13 protein-coding genes are annotated in these 16,094 nt (G+C 69.0%); 11 read left to right on the top strand and 2 right to left on the bottom strand.

The features are described from left to right. The first annotated feature begins 33 nt into the window (after positions 1 to 33). The 6 genes from tsaE to trxA all read left to right on the top strand — a co-directional run bounded on the left by tsaE (position 34) and on the right by trxA (position 9,162). A complete protein-coding gene (gene tsaE / locus ABLE38_RS00535) occupies positions 34 to 477 on the top strand; it encodes a tRNA (adenosine(37)-N6)-threonylcarbamoyltransferase complex ATPase subunit type 1 TsaE (protein WP_348972224.1) in 444 nt (147 codons plus the stop codon). Then, complete coding sequence (locus ABLE38_RS00530) at positions 474 to 1,454, top strand: phosphotransferase (protein WP_348974422.1); 981 nt, start codon at positions 474 to 476, stop codon at positions 1,452 to 1,454. Before tsaE ends, ABLE38_RS00530 begins: the two co-directional genes overlap by 4 nt. Beyond that, complete coding sequence (locus ABLE38_RS00525; protein WP_348972223.1) at positions 1,451 to 2,212, top strand: nucleotidyltransferase family protein; 762 nt, start codon at positions 1,451 to 1,453, stop codon at positions 2,210 to 2,212. Before ABLE38_RS00530 ends, ABLE38_RS00525 begins: the two co-directional genes overlap by 4 nt. Before the next feature lie 125 nt (positions 2,213 to 2,337). Beyond that, positions 2,338 to 5,268, top strand: a complete 2,931-nt coding sequence (gene addB / locus ABLE38_RS00520) for a double-strand break repair protein AddB (RefSeq protein WP_348972222.1) — start codon at positions 2,338 to 2,340, stop codon at positions 5,266 to 5,268. Between the two features lie 66 nt (positions 5,269 to 5,334). Beyond that, positions 5,335 to 8,757, top strand: coding sequence for a double-strand break repair helicase AddA (gene addA, locus ABLE38_RS00515; protein ID WP_348972221.1), 3,423 nt, complete (start codon positions 5,335 to 5,337; stop codon positions 8,755 to 8,757). Between the two features lie 54 nt (positions 8,758 to 8,811). After that, the gene (trxA, locus tag ABLE38_RS00510) at positions 8,812 to 9,162 is read left to right on the top strand and encodes a thioredoxin (protein WP_348972220.1); all 351 of its coding nucleotides are present in this window, start codon (positions 8,812 to 8,814) and stop codon (positions 9,160 to 9,162) included. On the opposite strand, the gene ABLE38_RS00505 is transcribed toward trxA, so the two are convergent. Further along, positions 9,104 to 9,541: a GFA family protein gene (locus ABLE38_RS00505; protein ID WP_348974421.1), complete on the bottom strand. Its 438-nt coding sequence runs from the start codon at positions 9,539 to 9,541 to the stop codon at positions 9,104 to 9,106. The genes trxA and ABLE38_RS00505 overlap by 59 nt on opposite strands. A gap of 16 nt (positions 9,542 to 9,557) precedes the next feature. Beyond that, positions 9,558 to 10,784, bottom strand: coding sequence for a bifunctional glutamate N-acetyltransferase/amino-acid acetyltransferase ArgJ (gene argJ, locus ABLE38_RS00500; RefSeq protein ID WP_348972219.1), 1,227 nt, complete (start codon positions 10,782 to 10,784; stop codon positions 9,558 to 9,560). Between the two features lie 55 nt (positions 10,785 to 10,839). Here argJ and ABLE38_RS00495 point away from each other — a divergent pair, with 55 nt between their 5' ends. From ABLE38_RS00495 to secA, 5 genes are all read left to right on the top strand, one after another. Next, entirely contained in the window at positions 10,840 to 11,496 is a 657-nt protein-coding gene (locus ABLE38_RS00495) for an energy transducer TonB (RefSeq protein ID WP_348972218.1), read from the top strand. 110 nt (positions 11,497 to 11,606) lie between these two features. Continuing rightward, the gene (locus ABLE38_RS00490; RefSeq protein ID WP_348972217.1) at positions 11,607 to 11,900 is read left to right on the top strand and encodes a hypothetical protein; all 294 of its coding nucleotides are present in this window, start codon (positions 11,607 to 11,609) and stop codon (positions 11,898 to 11,900) included. 79 nt (positions 11,901 to 11,979) lie between these two features. Then, positions 11,980 to 12,843 (top strand): energy transducer TonB, encoded by an 864-nt coding sequence (locus tag ABLE38_RS00485; RefSeq protein WP_348972216.1) that lies wholly within the window; start codon positions 11,980 to 11,982, stop codon positions 12,841 to 12,843. 97 nt (positions 12,844 to 12,940) lie between these two features. Continuing rightward, the gene (locus ABLE38_RS00480) at positions 12,941 to 13,201 is read left to right on the top strand and encodes a hypothetical protein (protein ID WP_348972215.1); all 261 of its coding nucleotides are present in this window, start codon (positions 12,941 to 12,943) and stop codon (positions 13,199 to 13,201) included. Between the two features lie 114 nt (positions 13,202 to 13,315). Further along, positions 13,316 to 16,057: a preprotein translocase subunit SecA gene (secA, locus tag ABLE38_RS00475; RefSeq protein WP_348972214.1), complete on the top strand. Its 2,742-nt coding sequence runs from the start codon at positions 13,316 to 13,318 to the stop codon at positions 16,055 to 16,057. Positions 16,058 to 16,094 lie beyond the last annotated feature (37 nt).

Below are 16,094 nucleotides of genomic sequence, written 5' to 3'. Positions count from 1 at the left end.
TTCAAGCCGGCGCCGGCGCGATAGGGGAGGGCGATGCTGCTGCGCTCGCCGGAAGAATCGCTCGAACTGGGCCGCAGGCTCGCCGGAGTCGCGCGCCCCGGCGACGTGATTGCGCTCTCGGGGCCGCTCGGCGCCGGCAAGACCAGCATCGCCCGCGGGCTGCTCGCCGCGCTCGGGCTGGAGGAGGAGGCGCCGTCGCCGAGCTTCGCGATCGTCCAGCCCTATGACCCGCCGGAGGTGCGCTTCCCGGTGCTGCACGTCGATCTCTACCGGCTCGACGACCCGCAGGAAGCCGAGGAGCTCGGGCTCGACGATGCCCGTCATGATTCGCTGCTGATCGTCGAATGGCCCGAGCGTCTGGGCGATTCGGCGTGGCATGATGCGCTGTGGTTGTCCCTGGATGTGGCACCGGATGGCGCGCGCGCCTTGACAGCCAAGGTCCCGGCGGCATGGAAGGACCGATGGTTCCTGACATGAATCCGCCCGCCGCGGCGCCCGACTTTCTCGAAGCCGCCGGTTGGGGAGGCGCGGAGATCCGTCCGCTCGCCGGCGACGCCTCGTTCCGCCGCTATTTCCGCGTCGTGGAGCATGATCGCACCGCGATCCTGATGGACGCGCCGCCGCCGCACGAGGATCCGCGCCCCTTCATCAACATCGCCCGCTGGCTGACCGGGCATGGCTTCGCCGCGCCCGAGATCCTCCACGAGGACCTGGCCGAGGGCCTCGTCCTCATCCAGGACTTCGGCGACGCCCGCATGCGCGAGACCGTCGATGCCGCGCCCGAGAGCGAGCTGCGCCTCTACGAAGAGGCGATCGACCTGATCATCCGCCTCGCCGAGGTGCCCGCAGCGGACCTGCTCAAGCCCTACACGCTGGCGGAATATCACCGCGAGGCGGACCTGCTCCCCGAATGGTATTGCCCCGCGGTCGGGCTCGAGGCGGATCTCGCGGGCTATCGCGCCGCCTGGGACCAGGTCCTCGCCCCGGTGCTGACGGGTCACACGCCTGTCACCGTGCTGCGCGACTATCATGTCGAGAACATCATGCTGATCGACGGTAGCGCGGAGACCTTGGGCCTGCTCGACTTCCAGGACGCGCTGGCGGGCCATCCCGCCTATGACCTCGTCTCGCTGCTGCAGGACGCGCGCCGCGACGTGCCCGAGAGCCTCGAGACGGCGATGCTCGATCGCTACAAGCGCATCACCGGCGCGGGGGACGCGTTCGATATCGCCTATCACGTGCTCGGCGCGCAGCGGAACGCCAAGATCGTCGGGATCTTCACCCGCCTGTGGGTCCGCGACGGCAAGCCGCGCTACCCGGGCCTGTGCCCGCGCGTCTGGACCTATCTCAACCGCGACCTGCGCCACCCCGCGCTCAAGCCCGTCGCCGACTGGTTCGCGGCGAACGTGCCCGAGGACATGCGCGGCGACCCGCTGACCATTGCCGGCGCATGAAGCCCTCCGCCACCTATTCGCTGCGCCCCAATCCGGACGTCGCCATGCCCGAGACGGCGATGGTGATGGCCGCGGGGCTGGGCAAGCGCATGCGCCCGCTCACCGTGACGCGCCCCAAGCCGCTGGTCGAGGTCGCCGGCAAGACGCTGCTCGATCACACGATGGACCACCTGCGCGAGGCCGGGATCAAGCGCGCGGTGGTCAACGTCCATTATCTGGCGGACCAGGTCGAGGCGCACTTGAAGGCCCGTGCCGGCGACATCGACGTGCAGATCTCGGACGAGCGCGCGCAATTGATGGAAACCGGCGGCGGTATCGTCCAGGCGCGCGCGATTCTCGGCGAAAAGCCCTTTTTCACGGTCAACAGCGATACCTTGTGGGTCGACGGCCCAATAACCTCCCTCCACGCCCTCGCCGCCGCCTGGAACGATCAAAAGATGGACGCGCTGCTCCTGCTCGTCCCGCTGGCGCTTGCGTGCAGCCACAAGGGCCAGGGCGATTTCCGCCTCGACCCGCTCGGCCGCATCACCGAGCGCCGCAAGCCTGGCCGCCTCGCGCCCTTCGTCTATGCCGGCGCTCAGATCCTCTCGCCGCGCGTGATCCGGGATTGGCCCGAAGGCCCGTTCTCGACCAACCTCTTCTGGAATCGCGCGATGGAGGCCGGGCGGCTCTGGGGCGTGGTCCACCAGGGGCTGTGGTTCGATGTCGGCACGCCCGGCGCGGTCAAGGAAGCCGAGGACGTGCTGGCGGCGGTGTAAACCTGCCTAGCCCCTCCCACTCAGGGGAGGGGTTGGGGTGGGGCAGTCTTCCCAAGCGCAGGTCTCTGTGAGACACATTCCCCACCCCAACCCCTCCCCTGAAGGGGAGGGGCTTTAGAGTCTCAATGCCCGACCAGCTCCACCTCTACACCATCCCCCCGCACCGCGCGTTCGGTGATGCGCTGGCGAACGGGCTGATCAAGCGCTTCGGGGCCGACCCGATGGCGCTCGCCCGCGGCATCATCCTGCTCCCCAACAACCGCGCCAAGAAGGCGATCCAAGACGCCTTCGTCCGCGCCAGCGGCGGCGGGCTGCTGCTGCCGCGCCTCGTCGCGGTCGGCGATCCCGAGCTCGATGAGGCGATGTTCGATGCCGCCGGCGATCCCGATCCGGTCGCCCCCGCGGTCGCGCCGCTCCAGCGCCAGCTCATCCTCGCCCGCCTGATCCAGCAGGCCGAGCCGCGCCACGATGCCGCCGAGGCCGTGCGCCTGGCCGGCGACCTCGCCGCCACGCTCGACCAGCTGCTGATCGAGGAAGTCGCGCCGGGCACGCTCAAGGAGCTCAACCTCGCCCCCGAGCTTTCCGCCCATTGGGAACGCGCGCTTCATCTGTTCGAGATCGTCCTCCAGGCCTGGCCGCGCGAACTCGCCCGGCTCGGCCGCATCGACCTGGCCGATCGCCGCCGCCTGCTGATCGACAAGGTCGCCAGGCGTTGGCGCCAGAACCCGCCCCAGGGCTTCGTCTGCGCCGCCGGCATCACCGCCAGCGCGCCGGCGATCGCCCGGCTCCAGCGCACCGTCGCCGGCCTGCCGCAGGGCATGGTCGTCCTCCCCGATCTCGGCATCGGCCTGAGCGACGCGGAATGGGACCTGCTCGGCCCGCACGCCCCCGATCCCGACGGCCGCCGCAAGCGCAACCTCGAGACGCATCCGCAATTCCATCTGAAGCTCCTGCTCGAGCGGATGGGCGTGCACCGCAGCGAGTTCGATCCCTGGCGGGCGGCGAGCGAACATGACGCCGCGCCGTCGCGCAGCAAGGCGATCGCCTCGGCGATGCAGCCGCCCGAGTTGACGCATAGCTGGACGACTTTGCCCGAGCGCGAGCGCAAGCTCGACGGCGTCCGCGCGCTCGAAGTTGCCACGCCGGCCGAGGAAGCCCAGGCCATTGCCCTCGCGCTGCGCCAGGCGCTGGAGACTCCTGGCCGCACCGCGGCGCTGGTCACGCCCGATCGCGCGCTCGCCCGCCGCGTCGCCGCGCATTGCGCCCGCTGGGGGATCATCGTCGACGATTCCGCCGGCCAGCCGCTCTCGATCCTGCCGCCCGGCACGCTCCTGCTCGCGCTCGCCGACGCCGCTGCCCAGCGCTTCGCCCCGCTGCCGCTGCTGACCCTGCTCAAGCACCCGCTGGTGATGCCCGAGGCGCGCACCGAGTGGCTCGACGGCGCCCGCCTGCTCGATCGGGCGCTGCGCGGACCCCGCCCGGCGCCTGACCTCACCGGCGTCGACCGCTATCTCGCCGAGCAGGAGGGCAGGGGCGGCGCGCTCCGCAAGGCTGCCGAGCGCTGGTGGCCCGAGGCCAGGGCACTGCTCGCCCCGCTGGAAGCAGCCTTCGCAAGCGGCGCCCAGCCGATCCCGGCCCTCCTCGCCGCGCTGCGCGAAGCCGCCCAGGCGCTCGGCGGCGACGGCCTGTGGAGCCGCGCCGAGGGGCGGGCCGCCGCGACCCTGCTCGACGATCTCGAGCGCGAAGCCGCCGACGGTCCGGTCCGCGCCGACCCCGAGACGCTCGCGCCGATGCTGCGCACGCTGATGGACCAGATCGCGGTGCGCCCGCCCCAGGGCGGCCATCCGCGCCTCGCGATCCTCGGCCAGCTCGAGGCGCGGCTGCAGACCGCCGATCTGATGATCCTCTCGGGGCTCAACGAAGGCGTCTGGCCGAGCCTGCCTGCGCCCGATCCCTGGCTCGCGCCGCGCATCCGCACCGAGCTCAACCTGCCCGGCCTCGAACGCCGCATCGGCCTGGCCGCGCACGACCTTGCCGGCGCGCTGGGCGCCCCCGAAGTCCTGCTCACCCGCGCAAGGCGCGACGCGACCGCGCCGACCATCGCCTCGCGGTTCTGGCTCCGCCTCGAGGCGCTCTCGGGCGGCCTCGATCGCGCGCCCGATCTCGCCGCCTGGCTCCACGCGATCGACAATCCCGGCGCGCATGAGCCCGCCGAGCGCCCCGAGCCTTCGCCCCCGGTCGAGGATCGCCCCAAAGCGATCTCGGTCACCGAGGTCGATCGCCTGAAGGCCGATCCTTATGCCTTCTACGCCCGCCGCCTGCTCAGGCTCGCGCCGCTCGATCCGGTCGATGCCGATCCCAGCGCGGCGTGGCGTGGCACCGCGGTGCACGACGTTCTTCAGAAATGGTTCGAACTCGATAGCTGCGATCCGGCCAGGCTGCGCGCCCGTGCCGAGGCGATGCTGGCGGACGAGCGTACCCGCCCGATGATGCGCGCGCTCTGGCAGCCGCGCTTGATGGAGGCGATCGACTGGATCGCCCGCCAGATCGCCGAAGCCCCGGAGCGCAAGGTGCTCGCGGTCGAGCTCGACGGCGCTATCGAGTTCGCTGGCGTCAAGCTGCGCGGCAAGTTCGACCGGATCGATCGCCTGGCGGACGGCAGCCTGGCGATCGTCGACTACAAGACCGGCCAGCCGCCGAGCACCCGCGCCGTCCGCGCCGGGTTCAGCCTCCAGCTCGGCCTGCTCGGGCTGATCGCGGAAAGGGGCGGATTCGCGGACATCGAGGGCGTCGCCAAGGCCTTCGAATATTGGTCGCTCGCCCGCTCGCCGCGCACCGGCGGCTTCGGCTATGTCGACAGCCCCGTCGATCCGAAGAAGAAGGAGCCGATCCCGGCTGAGGAGTTCGTCGATATCGCCGCGCACCATTTCGCCGAGGCGGTCCGCGCCTGGCTGACCGGCGACGCCCCCTTCACCGCCAAGCTGGTGCCCGAATACGCGCCCTATGCCGAGTACGACCAGCTGATGCGCCGCGACGAATGGTATGGCCGTGATTGAGTTGAGGGCGATCCGCCCTTCTTCTCGCCGGGGAATAGCTGCGCTCAACCGCCGGGGGCATCCCAAATGACTGAAGTCCGTCCCCTCCACAAACTCAAGGGCAACCAGAAAGCCGCCAGTGACCCCGGCCGCCATATCTGGCTCTCCGCCTCGGCCGGCACCGGCAAGACCCAGGTGCTCGCCGCGCGCGTCTGGCGACTGCTGCTCGGCGGCACCGATCCCGGTGCGATCCTCTGCCTCACCTTCACCAAGGCCGGCGCGGCCGAGATGTCCGAGCGGATCACCAGCCGGCTTGCCCGCTGGGTGCGCGCATCGGACACCGAACTGGCCGCCGATCTCGAGGCGCTGGGCGAGAACATCTCGCCCGCCGGCCGCGAAAAGGCCCGCCAGCTCTTCGCCAAGGTGCTCGACGCGCCCGGCGGCGGCATCCGCATCCAGACGATCCACAGCTTCTGCCAGTCGCTGCTCGCCGCCTTCCCGATGGAAGCCGGCCTCGTCCCCGGCTTCCGCCCGCTCGACCAGCGCGAGGAAGCGGTGCTGGCGCGCGAGGCGCTGGCCGAGATGCTTGTCGATGCGACGCGCGACCACCGCGAATGGGTGGTGGACGCCGTCGGCGCGCTGTCGCTGCGGCTGGGCGAGGGCAAGGCCGAGGATTTCCTCAAGGCCTGCGCGCGCGAGGGCGAGGCGCTCGCCGAGCTGCCCCTGCTGATCCAGCCTTATCTGCGCGAGGCGCTCGGCCTGCCGCTCGGCGATGTCGATGCCGAGATCGCCCGGCGCTGCGGCGACGACCAGTTCGATCTTGCAAGTTTGCGCGCGGTCGCGACGATGAGTGCCGACTGGGGCACCAGGTCGGGCCTCGAGCGCGCCGACATCATCGTCGGCTGGCTCGCCAGGGGTTCCGAGGCGCGCGCCGCGACCCTTGCCGAGCTGCACGGCGTCTGGGCCACCGCCAAGGGCGAGCCGCGCTCCTTCGGCAAGGGCCAGGCGCCGCAGGATGCCGGTTACCCCGACTATGCGATGCGGCTCTACGATAGCTGCGCGCAGCTGCTCGGCATGAAGACCCAGGCCGCCTATGCCGACCTGCTCGCGCGCGGGCTCGAGGCGGGCCGGATCTATGCCGAGACCTACAAGCAGGCCAAGCGCCGCCTCGGCGCGGTCGATTTCAACGACCTGATCCACGCCACCGTCGCGTTGCTCGGCAGCCCCGGCATGGGCGAATGGGTGCGCTACAAGCTCGACCAGGCGACCGAGCATGTCCTGATCGACGAGGCGCAGGACACCAATCCCCAGCAATGGGCGATCGTCAGCGCGATCGCGGACGAGTTCTTCGTCGGCGAGGGGATCAAGGCCGAGACGATCCGCACGCTGTTCACCGTGGGCGACTACAAGCAGGCGATCTTCGGCTTCCAGGGCACCGATCCGATCTTCTTCCGCGCCGCGTTCGAGCGCTTCCTGGCGAAATCGCGCATCCAGCCCGATCCAGACTTCGATGTGGAGCCCCGCGAAGTCGAGGAGCTGTCGCTCACCCACAGTTTCCGTTCGACGCGTCCGGTGCTCGAGTTCGTCGATGCCGCGCTCGGCGTGCTGCCGGCACCGGGCATGGGCGAACTTTCCGACCTCGAGCAGCATGCCAGCGAGGTCCCGGGCTCGGGCACGGTGACGCTGTGGCCGCCGGTCATCGAGGGCGGCAGCGAGGCGGACGAGGAGGAATGGGTCAGCGATGCCACCCGCAAGCTCGCCGGCGACATCGCCCGGGCGATCAGGGGCTGGATCGGAACGCTTGCACTCGAAAGCAAGGGCCGCACGCTGCAGCCCGAGGACGTGATGATCCTGGTCAAGCGCCGCGGCGAGCTCGCGTCGCTGATCGTCGCGCGCCTGTACGCGGAAGGCGTGCCGGTGGCGGGCGTCGATCGGTTGCGCCTCAATGCGCCGCTCGCGGTGCAGGACCTGCTCGCCGCGATCCGCTTCGCGCTTCAGCCCGAGGACGATCTGTCGCTGGCCTCACTGCTGGTCTCGCCGCTGATCGGCTGGAGCCAGGACGAGCTGATGGCCGCGGCGGTGCGCGGGCCGATCGGGCTGTGGCGCCATCTTCGGAATACGCAGAGCGAGGAGAGCCTTGCGCCGCTCTACGCGCTGCTGCGCCGCGCCGACATCGCCACGCCCTATCGCTTCCTCGAGGAGATCCTCTCCGGTCCGCTCGACGGCCGCCGCAAGCTGCTGCGCCGGTTGGGCGAGGAGGCGCGCGACCCGATCGAGGAGCTTCTGAACGCAACGCTTAACTTCGAGAAGACCGCGACTCCGTCCTTGCAGCGCTTCCTCGACTGGTTCGATCGCGGCGATGTCGAGATCGTCCGCGATGCTGCCCAGCCCCAGGGCGCGGTGCGGGTGATGACCGCGCACGGCGCCAAGGGGCTGCAGGCGCCCTTGGTGATCCTGGCGGACGCCACCGTCGATCCCACAAGGTCCCCGCGCGACTTCCTGCAATGGGAACCCTCCGAAGTGTCCGGAAAACTGCCGATCTTCCGGCCCCGCGCCGCTGAGCGGGGCGTACTCGGCGAGGTCATCGAAAATGCCGATCGGCGCGAGCTTAGCGAGCATTGGCGTCTGTTCTACGTGGCCGCCACCAGGGCCGAGGAACGCCTGGTGATCGCCGGCGCGCTGGGGCCGATGGCCAAGGGCGTGCCTCCCGCCAAGAGCTGGTACGCCGCCAGCGCCGCCGCCCTCGATGCGCTCGGGGTGGGCGAGGGCGAGACCCGCGAATTCAAGGGCTTGCAGCCCCAGGCGCCGGTTCCCGCCAGGCCGCTCGCCGCCGCGGGGCGAGTCGAGATCGCGGCCCTGCCGGACTGGGCCCGCCGCATGGCGCCGGCGGAAGCCCGCCCGCCGCGCCCCCTGGCGCCCTCCTCGCTGGGCGACGACAGCGTCGCCGATCCTCCGCCGACTCCGGCCCTGCGCGCCGCCGCGGAGCGGGGCCGTCTCCTCCACGCCCTGTTCGAGCGCCTGCCCTCGGTCAGTCCCGCCGACCGCGCCCAGGCCGCCGAGCGCTGGCTCGCCGGGGCAGGGGGGGTAGCCGATCCAAAGCTGCGCGACTCGCTGGTCGCCGCCGCGCTCGCGGTCACCGAAGACTCGCGCTTTTCCGCGCTTTTCGGGCCCAATTCGCTGGGCGAAGCGCCGATCGCCGCCGTGGTGGGGGAGGGGGTGGTCGTCTCCGGCACGGTCGACCGGCTGGTGGTGACCGACACCCAGGTCCGCGTCGTCGACTTCAAGACCGGCCGGCGCGCGCCCGCCACGCTGGCCGATATCCCGGCCTATCATGTGCGCCAGGTGGCCGCCTATGCCGCGGCGCTGGCGGTGATCTTCCCCGGGCGGGCGGTGGAGGCGGGGCTGCTCTATGTGGCGGGCCCGACGCTGCACCTGCTGCCCGCGGATCTGCTCGCCGCGCACAAGCCCGGCTTCGTCGCCACGGAGCAAAGCTTGGTCTCGCGCGCTTGACCAAGCGAGGTCGCATCATAGATTAGCACCCAATAGTTCTCAGGAGTTGTACCCATGGCCACCAAGGCGACCACCGACGCCAGCTTTTCCGCAGACGTGCTCGAGGCCGGCAAGCCCGTCCTCGTCGATTTCTGGGCAGAGTGGTGCGGGCCCTGCAAGATGATCGCCCCGGCGCTCGAGGAGCTGGCCGAGGAGCTTTCGGATCAGGTCCAGATCATCAAGATCGACATCGACGCGAACCCCGACGCGCCGACCAAGTACGGCGTTCGCGGCATTCCCACGATGATCCTGTTCAAGAACGGCCAGCCCGCGGCGACGCAGGTCGGTGCGATGCCGAAGAACGGCATCAAGAAGTGGCTGGAAAGCTCGCTGGCGGCAGGCGCAGGCGCCTCAAGCGCCGCTTGATTCCCGGCGCGAGCGGGGGGTGGCGCGGCAGATTGTCGCCCGCCTCCGCCCAGCCGATCCGGCTGTCGTAATAGATATGGAAGCCCGGCTGTGCACGGCCGGGCTCGTCCAGCGTCGCCAGGCTGAAATCGACCGTGGCGGCGCCCTTGTCCTGCATCAGCAGCGGCGTACCGCAGCCCTTGCAGAAGCGGCGTTCCCCGGTCTCGCTCGAGGCGACGCTGCCGACGAGTTCGGCACCCGACAGCAGCACGAAATCCTCGGCAGGCACGGTGGCGAAGGCCATGGCGGGGCTGCCGGAATTCAGCTGGCAGGTACGGCAATGGCACCAGCCGGCGTCGGTCGGCTCTGATGCGAGCCGGTAGCGGACCGCGCCGCACATGCAGCCGCCCTCCATCTCAGCTGCGATAATCGGCGTTGATCGAGATATAGCCGTGCGTCAGGTCGCAGGTCCACACCGTGGCGCGACCCTCGCCAAGGCCCAGCTCGACGCCGATCTCGATCTCGCGGCCCTTGAGGTGGGCGGCTACCGGCGCCTCGTCATAGCCTTCCACCGCCAGCCCCTCGCGCGCCACCTGGGTGGCGCCGAAACGGATCGCGAGCTTGTCGCGCTCGGCGGGCTCGCCGGCCTTGCCGACCGCCATGACGACACGGCCCCAATTGGCGTCCTCGCCGGCGATCGCGGTCTTCACCAGCGGCGAATTGGCGATCGACATGGCGATGCGGTGGGCGCTGGCGTCGCTCTCGGCGCCTTCGACAGTGATCTCGATGAGCTTCTGCGCGCCTTCGCCGTCGCGGACGACGAGCTGGGCGAGTTGGTGGCACATGTCCTGAAGCGCGGCGCGGAACGCGTCGGCGCCGTCATCCTCGTCGCTCGCCAGGGGGGCGTTGCCCGCAGCTCCCGTGGCGAAGGCGAGCACGGTGTCGCTGGTCGAGGTGTCGCCGTCCACGGTGATGCAGGAGAAAGTCCTGGCATTGGCATCGCTTAGCGCAGCCTGGAGCCATACGGGATCGATCGCGGCATCGGTGAAGATGAAGCCGAGCATCGTCGCCATGTCGGGCGCGATCATTCCCGAGCCCTTGATGATCCCCGCGAGCTGCACGGTCCGGTCTCCGACGACCGCCTGGGTCACCACCCCCTTGGCAAAAGTATCGGTGGTCATGATCGTCGCGGCGGCGTCTTCCCAAGTGCAGGGCGCGGCGGTGAAGGCCGCATCGAGGCCGGCCTCAGCCTTGTCGATCGGCAGGGGCACGCCGATCACGCCGGTGGACGCGACGTACACATCCGATGGTTCGCACCCCAGATGCGCGGCGGCGCGGGCGGCGATCGCCTCGACGGCGGCGCGGCCGCGATTGCCGGTGAAGGCGTTCGAGTTGCCCGCATTGACCACCAGCGCCCGCGCCTGGCCGAGTGGCAGCGCCTTGCGGCACCATTCCACCTCGGGCGAGGGGCATTTGCTGCTGGTCAATACGCCGGCGACCGTCGTGCCCGGTGCCAGCTCGATGAAGGTCAGGTCGCAGCGGTCCCAGCTCTTGTAGCGCGCCCGCGCCACGCGCGGCGTGGCACCGGGGATCGCCGGCAGGGCAGGGAAGGGCAGCGCGAGCGGGGAGCGTTCGATGGACATGCGGCAACCTGTTGCTAAGTTGCCGTCCGCTTCGGACAAGCGTGGGGAAAGATCAATGCTTTTGGTATCGTTGCTGGCGCTGGCGATCCAGGCCGTCCCGGCGGCACAGGACAAGGTGGTTCTGGGCACCGCACGAAAGCCGATCCCACGCAACCGGCCCCAAGCCTGGATCACCGACGACGACTATCCGCGCGCCGCGCTTCACAACAAGCAATACGGCCCTGTCGGTTTCAGACTCGATGTCGATGCGAACGGTCACGTGACGGGCTGCCACGTGACCAGGAGCTCTGGCTATGCCGAGCTCGACGACACCGCCTGCCTGTTCCTGGGCAAGCGCGCCGAGTTCACGCCGGCACAAGACGGGGCGGGCAAGAACATCCCCTTCGCCTATAATGGCACGTTCACCTGGGCGCTGCCCAACGTCGCGCGCGGCCCCAACCCGGTGAGCGCGCTCGCCGCCGATCCGGTCAATGTGGACATCGCACTTCAGGCAGTGCCGAAAACCTATGCCAACCCCGCGCTGCTGCGGCTCGAATTCGAGGGCGAGAAGGTCAAGGCCTGCCATGTCGAAACGAGTAGCGGAAATGCCAAGCTCGATGCCGTTGCCTGCGAGCAGACCAGGGCGCAGGTTCCTCCGCTCAAGATCGGCAAGCCGGGCATTGCCGAGCCGGACAGCCGCATGGCCCTGGTGACCTTCGCGGCGGCGAAATAGCGAGCCGCCCGGCGTCCCGAATTTTGCGACACGCCGTGACGGGAGTCCGTGGACAGCCGCCCGCCATGCGCTACCAAGAGGCAAGCCGCTAAAGACTCGAAAGGCATTCCATGATTCTCGCTACCCTGCTGGCGCTCGCCGGCCAGATGGCCCCCGCTGCGCCGGCCGCCATCATGACGATCACCGTGCAGAAGCTGCCGGCGACCTTCAAGAAGTCGCCGATCGTGCATCTCGATTTCAACGGCGAGGGCGCCGTCTCGGCCTGCACCGTCGAAGAAACGAGCGGCAGCCCGGCCATCGACCGGGTCGCCTGCCAGCAGGTGACCGAGACGGTGAAGCTGCCCGCGCCCAAGGGCAAGGCACCGGAATCGCGCTCCTCTTCGGTGGAATTCATCACCAAGTAACACGTCCTGGCTCGCGTCCAGTTGCCAGCAATCGGATGCGAGCCAGGCTTCGCCGCAACGGCTTTTGCGGGGAGAATGCATGATTGCGGGACTGATGCTGGCCGGCCTGTCGTTGGCCCTGCAGGATGCCGGCGGCGCGGCAAGCAAGGGCGCGACCCGGCCGACGCCCTATGGCATGCCGCAAACCTGGGTCACCGACGAGGATTATCCCGACGCGGCGATCTGGGAGCGCCAGTCGGGCACGGTCGCGGCGCGCCTCGATGTCGGCGCGGACGGGGTTCCGAGCGGATGCAGCGTTACCGCCTCGAGCGGCTCGGCGGTGCTGGACAGGGGCACCTGCGAGTTGTTCCGCCAGCGCGCGCGCTTCAATCCGGCGCGCGACGCCGCCGGAAAGCCGATCCCGGGCAGCTATGATTTCAAGTTCACCTGGGTCTTGCCGCAGGGCGAGGGCCAGTTCGGGTCCTGGATATTCTTCAACGAGATCCGCGTGCAGGGTGGGCGCATTGCCGGCTGTATGGCGCAGAGCCGCGGCGTCGGCTTCAGCCGGGTGACGAGCGGCCCCTGTGTGGCGCTGGGCGCGCCAGTGCCTGCAGCGATGGCGCCACTGCTGGCCGGGCCGAATGCCGGCGCGACGATCAAGGTGATCGAGACGCATATCGTCGGGGGGGATGCCACGCCCGCGATCGAGCGCCCGGCCGGCAAGCCCTTTTACGAGCGCAGGATTCGCTTCGATGTCGATGCCGCGGGCAATGTCGCCAACTGCAAGCTGGTGAGTGGCGCCGCGGCGCAGGATCCGCTGGGCTATGTCGCGCATCGCTGCCATTCGGGGATGCGCTATCCGCCGCTCGCGGGGAGCAAGCGCAGCGTCGAGATGACCGTGTCGATGTACCTGACGCGCGACCCACCGCCGCCACGCGACCCCGCCGAAGGGCCGACGGTCTGACGCTTCGGGCGATTTCGGATTGGCGAAACCGGATCGAGCCACTATGTCCCGGTCAATTGCGCGGGCGACTGCCCGTGCCTTTCTAGAGACTTGCCGTTTGGAACTGCTGCTTCTCCTGACTGCCTTCCTCGCAAGCCTGACCGGCGTCGGTCAGGCGGATCGTGGTGGCATGCGGCAGATCCAGGGCGTAGCGGTGGTCCAGGCGGCCCAGGCTGCCCAGGCGGCAGTGCTGCCCGCGCGCCGCGCGGCGCCCGCGATCGCGGTGCCGCTGCTCCGCCCCGAAAAGACCCGGCCGCTCGCGGCCGTGCAGCTTGCGCTCGGCGCGCTGCACCTGCCCTTCGAGCGCCGGCTCGAGTGAGCTTTTTCGCGGTCCGCTGAACCTGGCGGCCGTTTCTTCCGTTACCGCATCCAAACGGGCGCCGACCGCAGCGGCGCGCCCGTCCGACCACCCTAGATTTAGACTGGAAAATCCATGCTCGGCGGCATTGCCAAGTCCCTCTTCGGCTCCTCGAACGATCGCTACGTCAAGTCGCTCGACGGCATCGTCCGCAAGATCGCCGGCTTCGAGCCGGCGCTCGTGGCGATGAGCGACGAGGAACTCTCGAACCAGACCGCGAAGTTCCGCGAGCGCCTCGCCAATGGCGAGAAGCTCGACGCGCTGCTTCCCGAAGCCTTCGCCACGGTGCGCGAGGCCGCCAAGCGCGTGCTCGGCCAGCGCCACTATGACGTGCAGATGGTCGGCGGCATCGTGCTCCACCGCGGCGAGATCGCCGAGATGCGCACCGGCGAGGGCAAGACGCTGGTCGCCACGCTGGCGACCTATCTCAACGCGCTGCCGGGCGACGGCGTCCACGTCGTCACCGTCAACGACTATCTCGCCGCGCGCGACGCCGACTGGATGGGCCGGGTCTACAAGTTCCTCGGCCTCACCGTCGGCGTGATCATCCCGAACCTCTCGGACCATGAGCGCCGCGAGGCGTACGGGGCGGACATCACCTACGGCACGAACAACGAGTTCGGCTTCGACTATCTGCGCGACAACATGAAGTATGAGCGCTCGTCGATGACGCAGCGCCCGTTCGCCTATGCCATTGTCGACGAGGTCGACTCGATCCTGATCGACGAAGCGCGCACCCCGCTGATCATCTCGGGCCCGACCGACGACAAGTCGGAGCTCTACATGGGCGTCGACGTGGTGGTGAAGCAGCTCGTCAAAGACGATTACGACATGGACGAGAAGCAGCGCACGATCGTCCTCACCGAGGACGGCACCGAGAAGGTGGAGCGCATGCTGGAGGCCGCCGGGCTGCTCCAGGGCGCCAATCTCTATGATTTCGAGAACACCCAGGTTGTCCATCACCTGAACCAGGCGCTGCGCGCGAACGTGATGTTCAAGCGCGACATCGATTACATCGTGAAGGACAATAAGGTCGTCATCATCGACGAGTTCACCGGCCGCATGATGGACGGCCGGCGCTGGTCGGACGGCCTGCACCAGGCGGTGGAAGCCAAGGAAGGCGTGGCGATCGAGCCGGAGAACCAGACGCTCGCCTCGATCACCTTCCAGAACTATTTCCGCATGTACCCGAAGCTCTCGGGCATGACCGGCACCGCGGCGACCGAGGCTGCCGAATTCTTCGACATCTACAAGATGAACGTCGTCACCATCCCGACCAACCTGCCGGTGCAGCGCGCCGACGAGGAGGACGAGTTCTACAAGACGCTTGAGGAAAAGTTCGCGGCGATCGCCAAGAAGATCAAGGAGCACGCCGCCAAGGGCCAGCCGGTGCTGGTCGGCACCGTCTCGATCGAGAAGTCGGAAATGCTGTCCGAGTTCCTCAACAAGGAAGGCGTCGAGCACAGCGTGCTCAACGCGCGCCAGCACGAGCATGAAGCGCACATCGTGGCGCAGGCGGGCCGCCTGGGCGCGGTGACGATCGCGACCAACATGGCCGGCCGCGGCACCGACATCCAGCTGGGCGGCAACCTCGAGTTTCGCACCAATGACGAGCTCTCCGAGATGGAGGAGGGCCCCGCCAAGGACGCCGCGATCGATCAGATCAAGGCGGAGATCGCGGCGGAGAAGCAGAAGGTGAAGGAAGCCGGCGGCCTGTTCGTGCTCGGCACCGAGCGCCACGAGAGCCGCCGCATCGACAACCAGCTGCGCGGCCGCTCGGGCCGCCAGGGCGATCCGGGCCTGAGCCGCTTCTACCTGTCGCTCGACGACGACCTGCTGCGCATCTTCGGCTCGAACACGATGTTCGCCAAGATGATGCGCAACAACATCGCCGATGGCGAGGCGATCGGCTCCAAGTGGCTTTCGAAGGCGATCGAGACCGCACAGCGCAAGGTCGAGGCGCGCAACTACGACATCCGCAAGCAGGTCGTCGAATATGATGACGTGATGAACGACCAGCGCAAGGTGATCTACGAGCAGCGCGCGGACATCATGGATGCCGATACGGTGGGTGATGTCGTCGCCGACATGCGCGCCGAGACGGTCAATGCCATCGTCGGCGAATATTGCCCGCACGGATCGTACCCCGAGCAGTGGAAGGTCGAGGCGCTGAAGGAGCGCGTGCTCGGCACGCTCAACATCGACGCCCCGGTCGAGCAGTGGATCAAGGACGAGGCGCAGATCGAGCCGGAGATCGTCGAGGAGCGCATCCGCGCCGCCGCCGATCAGCTGGTCGAGGCCAAGTCGGGCGATCTCGAGCCCGAGACCTGGAGCCAGGTCGAGAAGTCGATCCTGCTGCAGAATCTCGACCATCACTGGAAGGAGCATCTCGCGATGCTCGATGCGCTGCGCCAGGTCGTCCACCTGCGCGCCTATGCGCAGAAGACGCCGATCAACGAGTACAAGCACGAAGCCTTCTCGATGTTCGAGCGCATGCTCGAGCAGATCCGCGAGGACGTGACTCGCACGCTGGCCTTTGCCCAGTTCCGCATGGAGCCGGCGCCGCAGCTCCCCGACCTGCCCGACTTCCTGACCACGCATATCGACCCGCTGACTGGCGAGGACGACAGCTATGACTATGACGGCGGCGCCGCCGGCCTGGTCACCACTCGCCTGCCGCAGATGGGCATCCCCCAGCCGACGGGCGACGAGCTGGGCACCGATCCGGCGCAGTGGGAGGGGCTGGTCAGCCGCAATGCGCCGTGCCCGTGCGGCTCGGGACGCAAGTACAAGCACTGCCACGGTCAGGTGGCGTAGCCCGCCGGCCAAAAGAAAAGGGAGGGCGTTGCGGCCC

Origin of the sequence: Sphingomonas sp. KR3-1 (genome assembly GCF_040049295.1) — a bacterium.
Taxonomy (GTDB): Bacteria; Pseudomonadota; Alphaproteobacteria; order Sphingomonadales; family Sphingomonadaceae; genus Sphingomonas.
The sequence above is the reverse complement of the archived record's forward strand: the minus strand, read 5'-3'. Positions and strand labels throughout refer to the sequence as shown.